This window comes from Chryseobacterium sp. HNCC26DJ238 (genome assembly GCF_057180465.1).
The window spans coordinates 146,302-156,438 of sequence record NZ_JBXUGI010000013.1; the positions used below are offsets into that span (position 1 = coordinate 146,302).

Annotated in this window: 14 protein-coding genes; 8 read left to right on the plus strand and 6 right to left on the minus strand. The window is 34.2% G+C overall.

Going from position 1 to position 10,137, the window contains the following annotated elements; genetic code table 11:
• Positions 1-58: 58 nt before the first annotated feature.
• From tnaA to AC2A07_RS13670, 4 genes are all read right to left on the minus strand, one after another.
• Positions 59-1,435: a tryptophanase TnaA gene (gene tnaA, locus AC2A07_RS13655; protein WP_314494808.1), complete on the minus strand. Its 1,377-nt coding sequence runs from the start codon at positions 1,433-1,435 to the stop codon at positions 59-61.
• 89 nt (positions 1,436-1,524) lie between these two features.
• Positions 1,525-2,142 (minus strand): DUF502 domain-containing protein, encoded by a 618-nt coding sequence (locus AC2A07_RS13660; RefSeq protein WP_314494810.1) that lies wholly within the window; start codon positions 2,140-2,142, stop codon positions 1,525-1,527.
• A 9-nt stretch (positions 2,143-2,151) separates the two neighbouring features.
• A complete protein-coding gene (locus AC2A07_RS13665; RefSeq protein ID WP_484050874.1) occupies positions 2,152-2,730 on the minus strand; it encodes a MiaE family protein in 579 nt (192 codons plus the stop codon).
• 32 nt (positions 2,731-2,762) lie between these two features.
• Positions 2,763-3,116, minus strand: coding sequence for a helix-turn-helix domain-containing protein (locus AC2A07_RS13670; protein WP_314494814.1), 354 nt, complete (start codon positions 3,114-3,116; stop codon positions 2,763-2,765).
• A 231-nt stretch (positions 3,117-3,347) separates the two neighbouring features.
• On the opposite strand from AC2A07_RS13670, the gene AC2A07_RS13675 reads away from it, so the two are divergent.
• From AC2A07_RS13675 to AC2A07_RS13700, 6 genes are all read left to right on the plus strand, one after another.
• Positions 3,348-3,776 carry a hypothetical protein gene (locus tag AC2A07_RS13675; RefSeq protein ID WP_484050875.1) on the plus strand — a complete coding sequence of 143 codons (429 nt, stop codon included), beginning with the start codon at positions 3,348-3,350 and terminating at the stop codon, positions 3,774-3,776.
• A gap of 27 nt (positions 3,777-3,803) precedes the next feature.
• Entirely contained in the window at positions 3,804-4,361 is a 558-nt protein-coding gene (locus AC2A07_RS13680) for a TlpA family protein disulfide reductase (protein WP_484050876.1), read from the plus strand.
• 690 nt (positions 4,362-5,051) lie between these two features.
• On the plus strand, positions 5,052-5,780 hold the full coding sequence (locus tag AC2A07_RS13685) for a hypothetical protein (protein ID WP_484050877.1): 729 nt from the start codon (positions 5,052-5,054) through the stop codon (positions 5,778-5,780).
• Between the two features lie 2 nt (positions 5,781-5,782).
• Entirely contained in the window at positions 5,783-6,319 is a 537-nt protein-coding gene (locus AC2A07_RS13690; RefSeq protein WP_484050878.1) for a redoxin domain-containing protein, read from the plus strand.
• The gene (locus tag AC2A07_RS13695) at positions 6,319-6,729 is read left to right on the plus strand and encodes a hypothetical protein (RefSeq protein ID WP_484050879.1); all 411 of its coding nucleotides are present in this window, start codon (positions 6,319-6,321) and stop codon (positions 6,727-6,729) included. The genes AC2A07_RS13690 and AC2A07_RS13695 overlap by 1 nt, the downstream gene beginning before the upstream one ends.
• Positions 6,730-6,922: 193 nt before the next feature.
• Positions 6,923-7,159: a hypothetical protein gene (locus AC2A07_RS13700; RefSeq protein WP_314494822.1), complete on the plus strand. Its 237-nt coding sequence runs from the start codon at positions 6,923-6,925 to the stop codon at positions 7,157-7,159.
• Between the two features lie 32 nt (positions 7,160-7,191).
• Here AC2A07_RS13700 and AC2A07_RS13705 read toward each other — a convergent pair whose 3' ends face one another.
• Together AC2A07_RS13705 and AC2A07_RS13710 are read right to left on the minus strand one after the other, a co-directional pair.
• Positions 7,192-8,280, minus strand: a complete 1,089-nt coding sequence (locus tag AC2A07_RS13705) for an acyltransferase family protein (RefSeq protein WP_484050880.1) — start codon at positions 8,278-8,280, stop codon at positions 7,192-7,194.
• 109 nt (positions 8,281-8,389) lie between these two features.
• The gene (locus AC2A07_RS13710) at positions 8,390-9,280 is read right to left on the minus strand and encodes a neutral zinc metallopeptidase (RefSeq protein ID WP_484050881.1); all 891 of its coding nucleotides are present in this window, start codon (positions 9,278-9,280) and stop codon (positions 8,390-8,392) included.
• Between the two features lie 181 nt (positions 9,281-9,461).
• Between AC2A07_RS13710 and rplU the strand changes: the two genes are divergently transcribed.
• Positions 9,462-9,839 (plus strand): 50S ribosomal protein L21, encoded by a 378-nt coding sequence (gene rplU, locus AC2A07_RS13715; RefSeq protein ID WP_314494827.1) that lies wholly within the window; start codon positions 9,462-9,464, stop codon positions 9,837-9,839.
• Positions 9,840-9,867: 28 nt separating this feature from the next.
• Positions 9,868-10,125: a 50S ribosomal protein L27 gene (gene rpmA / locus AC2A07_RS13720; RefSeq protein ID WP_300348999.1), complete on the plus strand. Its 258-nt coding sequence runs from the start codon at positions 9,868-9,870 to the stop codon at positions 10,123-10,125.
• The last annotated feature ends 12 nt before the right edge of the window (positions 10,126-10,137 follow it).

The following is a 10,137-nucleotide window of genomic DNA, read 5'->3' on the forward strand; positions in this document are numbered from 1 at the left end:
GTTCGGGCGCAGAATCATTGATTCTGCGCCCGAACTTTTATCAGAAATAATAATAAATTTAAGCTTCTTCAAGATGCACAGTAAAATGTCTCAGGATTTCCGGTTCCCAGGTTATGCGATACCCTTTGGAAATTTCGTCTCTCCTTTCATAAACATTTTTCACTGCAGCTGCAATGTAATCCATGTGGTTATTCGTATAGGTTCTTCTTGGAATAGCAAGACGAACCAATTCAAGTTTCGGATACCTGTTTTCACGCGTTGCAGGATCACGGTCTGCCAGTAAAGTTCCGATCTCTACCGTTCTGATTCCAGCTTCTTTGTAAATTTCCAGACCTAAAGTCTGAGCAGGATATTCTGAACGGGCTACATTCGGTAAAAAATTAAGAGAATCGATAAATACAGCATGTCCTCCGATAGGTTTCTGTACAGGAATTCCATACTCAATCAGTTTATTGCCAAGATATTCCACCTGAGAAATCCGGCTTTCAAGATAGGCAAATTCTGTAGCTTCATCAAGTCCTACTGCCAATGCTGCCATGTCTCTTCCTGCCATTCCGCCATAGGTAATGAATCCTTCATAGATAATAGTGAAATTGGAAGCCTTTCGGAAAACATCTTCATTATTTAAAGCGATAAACCCACCAATATTGACCAATCCGTCTTTTTTTGAACTCATCGTCATTCCTTCACCATAAGAAAACATTTCTTTACAAATATCCTTGATCGTTCTGTTTTCCTGTCCTGCCTCTCTTTTTTTGATGAAATAAGCGTTTTCAGCAAATCTTGCAGAGTCGAAGAAAACGGGAATTCCGTATGTATCCGAAAGTGCTTTTACCGCTTTCATATTTTCCAGGGAAACGGGTTGTCCTCCTGAAGAATTACAGGTAATGGTAATCAGGCAGAAAGGAATCTGCTCTTTTGGATAGGATTTATAAACTTCTTCCAGTTTTCCCAGATCAATATTTCCCTTAAAAGGATGAAGGTCATTAATGTCAAAAGCTTCATCGATCGTACAGTCGATGGCGTGGGCCTTTCTGATTTCGATGTGACCTTTGGTGGTGTCAAAATGAGAGTTCCCCGGAACGACGTCACCGTCTTTTACCAAAACTGAAAATAGAACATTTTCTGCAGCTCTTCCCTGGTGGGTTGGCAAAAGATATTTAAATCCGGTAATGCTTTGTACAGTATTGTGTAATTGCTCAAACGAACGGGAGCCTGCGTAACTTTCATCCCCGGTCATCAAAGCTCCCCACTGTCTGTCAGACATTGCCCCTGTTCCGGAATCGGTAAGAAGATCAATGTAAACCTGCGAAGATTTCAGATTAAACAGATTGAATTTTGCATCTTTCAGCCACTGTTCTCTTTCTACTTTTGTGGATTGACGGATTTCTTCCACCATTTTGATACGGTATGGTTCTGCGTATGGTAATTCCATGTTGATATATTTTTAGATTAATTAAAGAAAAATTTATTTGAAATTCAATTTCAAATCATCAAAGTGTATAGGTAAGGAGGTAAAGAATTTTACTCAGGAGCCTTAAATATATTTTCATCTGAATGGAAGCCTGCTACACCGCCGCTTACTGCAAATTTCATTGCAGTAGCAGCCGTCATTCCCAATACAGGTTTGATGTTTTTTTCTTCAGTTACAATGACCCAGCCGGATATTGCATACGAATGCGGAAGATATACGGCCACAAAATTGTGTTTATGTACATCTGCCATTTCTTTTTGAGTGAGAAATCCGATTCTCCAGATTTCAGGATTTTCATTGGTTTTTACCCAGACAGGATCACTGAATTTCTTTTTATCGCCAACAAACGAAGACATCACGTCTTTAGTGGGAGAGTAAATGTGTTTGATGCCAGGCGTTTTTTCCAGGATACGATCGATGGCATCCACGAAAAATCTCCCGACCACAAATTTGTTTCCAAGATATCCTAACAATGCGGTTACAAGAATGGTAGAAATGAAAACCAGTCCCGGAATTTCTCTGGCGACAGACGGGATAATGTTATCAATAGAAGAAATGACGTACCAGATCACAAAAATAGTGAGCCCGATAGGCCCAATGATTAACAGTCCCTGAAAAAAGTTTTTCAGGAAAAAGTTGGTGATGTTTTCAAAAGTAAGTTTTTTCAATTGATTCGTTTAACCGTGGATGGTCTCTTTATTTCCGTAGGATTTTATAATTTCAGCTTCGTATTCCAACCATTCTTCCCAACGTTTATTCACGGTCTCGAGGTCACCAAGCTGTCTTGCAAAACCGATGAATGTTGTATAGTGATTTGCCTCGGAAATCATTAATTCTTTGTAAAAAGTTCTTAATTCTTCGTCTTTTATATTTTCTGTTAAAACCTTAAATCTTTCACAGCTTCTTGCTTCAATCATTGCGGCAAAAAGCAATTTATCAATGATTAATTTTTCACGTGTTCCCTGAACTACAAATTTTGCCAGCTCATTTACGTAATCATCTTTTCTGGCTTTCCCAAAAGTATATCCTCTTTTCTTAATGATCTCATGAACCTGATTAAAATGATCAAGTTCTTCCTGAGCGATTGCGAGAAGTTCGGTCACGATTTCCGGATATTCCGAAAGCATAATAATCAGGCTGATGGCATTGGTGGCGGCTTTCTGCTCACACCATGCGTGGTCAGTTAAAATTTCCTGAATGTTTCCTTCTGCAATATTTGCCCACCTCGGATCGGTAGGGAGTTTCAACTTAAACATAATATAATTTTAAATGCTGATCTTGATCTTGATTATTTTTTTTCTAAGAGACTTTTTAACAGAGTGATCTGAGCATCCTTATCTTTAATCCTTTCTTCATACTGTTCAATCAGTTTTTCAGAGAGCTGTTGATTGATGATATAACCGGAGTTGTTTGCGTGCTCACCATTGTTGTTATTGATGATCGTCATATTTTCAGGCAGGATGTCGGTAAAGTTTTTATCATATATTTTTGAAATTTTATCCAATGTAAACACATCAGGAAAACTTTTGTCGCTTTCAAATCTTCTATAAGTAGATTCAGAAATGTCCAGCATATCCGAAACCTGTATAGTTGACAACCCTTTTTCTATTCTCATTCCTTTTAGTTTTTGACCTATTTTCATCTTTTTTCGTATTTAAAACAAAGGTATCTAAAAATATTAAGCTCCCAAACAAGGAAATTTCCAAAATTGCATAAAAATTTTCAAAATGTGATAAAACATTTTTCAGTTTTGAATGAACTAAAAATAGTTCACCTTCTATTTTTGTAATATGTTCTGTCAAAAACATAATATGTGTAAAAAATTAATCAAAAACAATAAAAGTTACTATTGTAAAAAAAAATATTCCAAATAATGTGTGTTCTTACTTTTTTAACAGGTGGCTTTATTACTGCACAAAATCAACAGCAAAAAAAGAAAGTGGAGTTTGCATATTGTAAAAAATTTTACCTATCTGTAGGGATTGGTACAGTAACAGTTGATACGGATTTGTACGGTCGCCTAGCTAAAGTCAATGAGCTGCCAATGATATGGTGGGGAAGGAATGCGAATGGAAATGATCAAAGTGATAATCAGGTTGATTATATGTATGTAGAAGAAGAGGAATTGATAAAACAATTAAATTTAAAAGATTCCAAGGATCTTGCAAATATAAAAATTATCAAAAGTGGAATTTGGGATTATGAAGGAATTAATTATATCGTTGATACAGGAGCGGATATTACAGTCCTTGAATTGGATGGTGTTAAATATTATGCATTTCACTTACAGAAAGTAAAGTGAAGACTTTTATAACTTTAACAGCTAATCATGAAAAAGATCATTTCTCTGTTACTTATTGTTTTTTCTGTTACCTTCATTATCATAGTAGTTTTTAATTCGCAGATAGTAAAAAATACTACTGTTACATTTAATGATAAAGATTTAAAATTTGAAGACTCACCGTTTTATAAAAAATACTATAATTCAAGCAACATTATTGTGGTTACTATTTGGGCCACCTGGTGCAAACCATGCTTGGAAGAAATTCCTTTGTTGAATAAATTAAAAAATGATTATAATAAAGAAGGGTTAGATTTTATCTCATATTCAATTGACAGTGCAGGTGATATAGAAAAATTAGAGAAATTCATAGCTTCTGAAAAATTTAAATGGACTGATATAACAATTGAAAATCTTGTGTATAAAAAGTATTTGGAAAACTTATTTTATAAAAAACCGGCAAGATCTAATATTATTCAGATTACTTCATTTGAAATACCAAGAACAGTGATCTTTAAAGATAGAAAATTGATAAAAGAATATCAGGGATTAATTGATTATGATGATATATCAAAGTTTTTACATACGGAATTACGAGGAGAATAAAGCTCCACCTAAATTTCACGAAGTCTAAGCATTAAATTTTCTTTTCTGTTTGAAATATCAGCTTGAATGAGTTTTTTAGATGAATAATAAACCGTAGGTTGTGGCAAAGTCGCTGTCCGTAATTTCAAACAAACGTATTGAACCTGATTATATAATTTTATTATAATAAATATACATAGAAATCAGGAACATGAATAATTTGAAAATGGACACATCTTCTATAAAATGAAAATTAAAAGTTTTATTGCATGTATTGTAATCTTTACGGATTCACGATTTTTTTAATTGTCCATTTAAATGATCTTTAGTTGTTTTTACAACAATGGTCACAATAATTATATTCCGTAAAATAGATCTCTTCTCAATTATCTTTCAGATAGATTTAAATGCAATTTAACCTCAGATTCAACATCTACAAATGTATCTGAAGTTATTTTTTTGTTTGTTCATTCCAGTTTTAAAACCTGAAATATTACACGCTTCCTTTTATTTGATGATTATAATTTTGTAAAAAAGCTATTCCGACAGGAAATTTCCAAAATTGAATAAAAATTTCCAAAATGTGATAAAACATTTTTCAGTTTTGAAGGGAAGATAAATATTTCACCCGTTATTTTTGTAATATGTTCTCGCGAAAACATAGATGTGTAAAAAAAATTAATAAAAAAAACACTTATAATTAAAAATATTATGAAAAAGTTAATTAAGATTGTATGTATTATTTCAATGTTTACTGGGATTTCTGCTTCAGCACAGAACTATGTTAATAAAAATGCAGAAGAATTATTGGCGTCAACAAAAGAACCGTCTTCTGAAAGAAAAAGATTACTGATGTGTACTACAATCTCATGTTGTTCGATAGGTTCTTTTGGGATTGAAATCTGGTCAGACAAAGAGTGTCATTATATTATTACAAATAGTAAAATTGCAGTGGTTGATTTGAAAAATAGAGATGGTTCTGTTTATAAAGAATCTCAAATTGAAGTTAAAGAAGATGTTACTTTAATTGATAAAAATAATACTTTAGAAAAGGACGGATTGGAAGCTGTGATGAAAGCGGGCCTATATCAGGTAATCAATGGACAGGTTGCTTTTGAGCCGACCGTTCAGAAAATACGTGTGAAAGCAATCTGCTATCAGGAAACTCATGAAGGAACTCTTTTCGGTCATCATTACAGCTATTCAACGAGCATCTGTGTTGTTTACCCAAGCTTTAGCCGTCAGACTAAAAATATTGAGGGAGGATATGCAGTTATTGATTTGACTAAAGATGAAAAAGTGCTGAAGCTGGCAAGAGAAAATGCAGATACTTTGGTTTTTGATCAGGATATTGTTGTGGATAATAAATATGTCATAAAGGCAGGAAGGTATTCTGTTGAAGAAGGAAAGATATATACCAGAAACATCCAATTAAAATAAACATGAAAAAATTTCTAATAGCTCTGTCTGTAATTATTGTCCTGGTTTTGATTATTTACAATGTCGGATTCCAGTTTGGTGATGTAACTATAGGAAAGCAGTATGATAACATAGAATCTGAGAGTAAATATGATATGGAAAACAGTGAGTTTTCAAAAAAATATTTACAGGATGGCGATGTTTCGGTCATCAACTTATGGGCCAGTTGGTGCAGGCCGTGTATAGAGGAAATGCCTGTATTTATTAAATTAAAAAATAATTTTCCTGCTGTTAAGTTTGCTACAATATCCATAGATAGAGATGAAAAAAAACTGTCTCAGTCGATTAGGAAATTTCACCTTACGAATGATATTACCCTCGAGAATTCAGAATACAGGAGAGCTATTAGGAACTTTTTAGAGAACAGAGAATTGAAATCACTGATAAAAACAGAGGTAGTTCCTGTTACTTATATTATTAAAAACAGAAAGGTTATATATAAAACGACAGGAACGATTGACTATGATACATTTAGTATTCAACTGAATATTCTTAAATAATGAAAGGTATATATGGATGTTTGTTAATTATTGTTCTATTTTCTTGCGATTTAAAATCTCAGACTACAACATCTGGTTTAGATAAAGGGTTGGCAATAGGTAATATTCTTGTACAGGGCTATATGGCTATAAAAGGTAACGGAGCCAAGACGGTCGATCCCAATGCTAAAACTGTTGACAGCTTCTGTTTTAAAAACAAAATGGATGAGAAAATTACCGTAAAGCTAAACGGAAGCGTAGAAGATGAAGAAGTGAAAAAAGAATTCGTTATTCAAAAGAACGAAAAAGAGTGTACCTACAATTTACCTAAAGGAATTTATACCTACGAAGTTTTACTTTCGAGTAAAGATACGTACCAGAAAGGTGAATATAAAGTTTCTCAGGAAGCTTTGATGACAATTAATCGGTAGTGAATGATCAGACCGCTTTACTGAATAAAGCGGTCTTTTTGATTTCTGTTAAACCGGAAGTTTAATAATGGGATTATGTACTGGTAATTTGTGATTACCAGCTCATAATTATCATATGATGAAAATATCTTCTTTTAAAATTGCGTGTGGCATAAAGTTGGATTTAGTTAACATAACATTAAAATTATAAATCATGACTACATCAATTACAAAGAATCTTCAGAAGTTTGCATTAACGATGCTGACTTTATTTTTCAGTATTATTACATTTGCTCAGGAAACAGCACCTGATACTAAAGTAAGTTCTTCTACTACAACTACAACGACAGAAGAATGGTATATGGATCCAACTTACTTAGTCGTTGGAGGTATTGTTCTTATCGTTATTATAGCACTGTTAGTAAGGGGAGGCAGAACCAGAAGAGATTAGGTTTCAAAAATCAATATATAGCCGCTCAGTAATTACTGAGCGGTTTTTTTACGGAGAATTTCTAAGATATTCCATCCGAAAGCATCTACTTTCTTTAAACCGACAGCGATGATGAAAGCTAAAAAGATATTAATAGTATAGATGATTATCATTAGCAGCCACCAGGACATAAGTTCTTTCATCGGAACCACCAGAAAATAAACTAATGAAGAACTGATCCCCTGGCCGAAATAAAAGAAGATGGCATTTTTACCGATATAGGTGATGAAATTTTCCTTCGTTATCTTTAATCTGTTGTACAGTATAAATAAGGTAGTCAGTGAAAATAGAGACCAAATGATGTATGGTGTTTGTGGAGGAAATTTCTGTTTATTGATTTTAAAAAATATTTCGTTCCCGAAATACCAGAACATCCAAAACAAAGCTGCTGCCACCAAGCTATACAGAACAGGGATTAGCTTTACAGGAATTGTTTTACCACGCATCCTGTTTCCGATAAGAAAAACAGTCATGTAGAAAGCAACATATCCGACCTGTCCGGTTGGGTACAATTCAGGAAAAATATTAAAGAGTAAAGTCAATACGATGCATATGCCAATAAACCAATTGATATGTTTCGGGAAAAACCGTAAAATTAAAACTCCGAATACTGTAAGAATATAATAAACTTTGAGGTACCAGAAACTTCCCATAACAACAGGGAAAGTGTCGGCATTTGAATATTCATGAAGGTACCAGTTGCCTAAATTTTGCCACTGTGGAGCTGTAGAAATACTGGTTGCGGCATATTTGGATCCGAAGGTAGAGTAAAAACTCTTTAGCCATTCCAGAGAGAAAAAAGTAAGCCCAAAAATTTTGAATAGATAATCCATAAAAAAAAGGAGGGTTACAAAAATCATATAAGTGACCTGTAGTTTCAGTAACCGGTAAAGGGTTTTTTCAATATTTGAGCCGGATGTGATGCCGCTTAAAGCATAGAAAAGCGCAACATCAAATACCAAAGAAAAAACCCTGATTTCGGGTATTATATAAAATTGTCCTGACCAAAAGGCGGTATGAATAAATATAATAGAAAGGGTGGCTAACCCTTTTGCAAAATCTATATAGAGATCTCTGTTCATGTTATAAGATATGATGTTCAAAAGTAAACAAAACTTCGTGAATATAAGGTGCAAAAAAAAGAGGTAAGAAAAATGTCTTACCTCTAACTGAAAAGATATTAACTGATGTTTATTTAAGGTTTTTAAATTCTTCTGCAGAAATTTCTCCGTTTTGAATCTTTCTTAACTCATCTATATATTGGCTCATATAAGCATCAAGTTCAGGATTCTGGGAGTTTTTCCCCATTTTGTAAGTTCCGTTTAAAACACCCTGATAATAATAGAAGAAGTTGTAATCGAAAGCAGAAGCTGTAAGATCGTACTCACCTAGCAGAAATCCTAAACGAACAGCAGATCTTCGCTGCGGCGGTGTTCCATGGTGACCTGCGCTTGTAGTTTGGTAATCTCCGATGCTTTGGGCAAATTCGTACGCTGCAGCAATCTGGGCGAAGGATGTTTGGTTATATCCGTTTGGTCTTCTCAGGTAATATCCTGCAAAACCGTCTGCCTCCAGTTCGTTTGGTCTGGCAGTGGATTCACTTACGGAAGGAAGTCCGAAAATATACTGCAGCTGATGACCGTATTCGTGAGCCAGAATCATAGCATTGACAATATTTCCTCCTTTATTTTTTGCATCCGCATAAATAGCATATCCATAATAGATTTTCCCTGTTGAATAGGAAATTGCGTTGTAGGTAGAGTTTGGACTGGAAGGATCATTTACAAATCTCAGCGTAGGATTGCTTCTTCCCCAAAGACTTGCAATTTTCGTCATTTGTGCATTCATAAAATTGGTGTCTGTAGAAGTAGGCAGTGAAGTGGTCAAAACTGCGTTTGAGCTCCAGTACTGATCTACGTAATAACAAACCTTTTCGAGTTCACCGGGTTGTTCAGGTTTTAAGTTTTGCGGCTGCTGTTGCTGTTGCGGATCGATGTTTTCCAATGAATCGTCATTACATGCTGCTAATGATAATACAGCGATAGCTCCCGTAAGAATCGGGAAATAGAATCTTTTTTTCATATTAATAAAATTTGGTGATAACGAAATTATGTATTTTAACTCATTTTAAGATATTTTTTTCACTAAAAATTATTCAGAGCATAGTTAATTTTATAAATGGTAAAAATATTGTTTTGACAGTAAGTTAATTAGAAAAAAAATCTTATATTTGCACCTCGAATTAACTAAAAATTTATAGACAATGTTTGCAATTGTAGAAATAGCAGGGCTTCAATATAAAGTTGAGCAAGACCAGAAGTTGTTTGTGAACCGTTTAAAAGGAGATAAAGGAGGAAAAGTATCTTTCGATAAAATTCTTCTTACTGTAAACGGAGCAATCACTGTAGGCGCCCCAGCTGTAAGCGGTATCACTGTAGAGGCAGAGATCTTAGACCACGTAAAAGCTGATAAAGTAATCATCTTCAAAAAGAAAAGAAGAAAAGGTTATGAAGTAAAGAATGGTCACAGACAATCTTTAACTCAAATTCAAATCACTGGTATTACAGGATTTGAAGGTAAAAAAGCAGAAAAGCCTGCTAAAAAAACAACTAAAAAAGCTGACGCTGAAAGCGCAGAATAATTGTTAAACCAAAAAACCTTAAAATAAAATGGCACACAAGAAAGGAGTTGGTAGTTCCAAAAACGGTAGAGAATCTCATTCTAAAAGATTAGGTGTGAAGATTTTCGGTGGACAAGAAGCTATTGCTGGTAATATCATTATCAGACAAAGAGGTACTCAACATCACCCAGGTGAGAATGTTGGTATGGGTAAAGATCACACTTTGCATGCACTTGTTGACGGTAAAGTAGTTTTCAGAAAGAAAGCAAACAACAGATCATACGTATCTATTGAGCCAAACGCATAATTAAATAAGCGT

Excerpts from the sequence above, each read along its gene's own strand:
- tnaA (WP_314494808.1), bottom strand. The coding sequence starts at position 1,435 with ATGGAATTACCATACGCAGAACCATACCGTATCAAAATGGTGGAAGAA.
- AC2A07_RS13665 (WP_484050874.1), bottom strand. The coding sequence starts at position 2,730 with ATGTTTAAGTTGAAACTCCCTACCGATCCGAGGTGGGCAAATATTGCA.
- AC2A07_RS13670 (WP_314494814.1), bottom strand. The coding sequence starts at position 3,116 with ATGAAAATAGGTCAAAAACTAAAAGGAATGAGAATAGAAAAAGGGTTG.
- AC2A07_RS13675 (WP_484050875.1), top strand. The coding sequence starts at position 3,348 with ATGTGTGTTCTTACTTTTTTAACAGGTGGCTTTATTACTGCACAAAAT.
- AC2A07_RS13680 (WP_484050876.1), top strand. The coding sequence starts at position 3,804 with ATGAAAAAGATCATTTCTCTGTTACTTATTGTTTTTTCTGTTACCTTC.
- AC2A07_RS13685 (WP_484050877.1), top strand. The coding sequence starts at position 5,052 with ATGAAAAAGTTAATTAAGATTGTATGTATTATTTCAATGTTTACTGGG.
- AC2A07_RS13690 (WP_484050878.1), top strand. The coding sequence starts at position 5,783 with ATGAAAAAATTTCTAATAGCTCTGTCTGTAATTATTGTCCTGGTTTTG.
- AC2A07_RS13695 (WP_484050879.1), top strand. The coding sequence starts at position 6,319 with ATGAAAGGTATATATGGATGTTTGTTAATTATTGTTCTATTTTCTTGC.
- AC2A07_RS13700 (WP_314494822.1), top strand. The coding sequence starts at position 6,923 with ATGACTACATCAATTACAAAGAATCTTCAGAAGTTTGCATTAACGATG.
- AC2A07_RS13705 (WP_484050880.1), bottom strand. The coding sequence starts at position 8,280 with ATGAACAGAGATCTCTATATAGATTTTGCAAAAGGGTTAGCCACCCTT.
- AC2A07_RS13710 (WP_484050881.1), bottom strand. The coding sequence starts at position 9,280 with ATGAAAAAAAGATTCTATTTCCCGATTCTTACGGGAGCTATCGCTGTA.
- rplU (WP_314494827.1), top strand. The coding sequence starts at position 9,462 with ATGTTTGCAATTGTAGAAATAGCAGGGCTTCAATATAAAGTTGAGCAA.
- rpmA (WP_300348999.1), top strand. The coding sequence starts at position 9,868 with ATGGCACACAAGAAAGGAGTTGGTAGTTCCAAAAACGGTAGAGAATCT.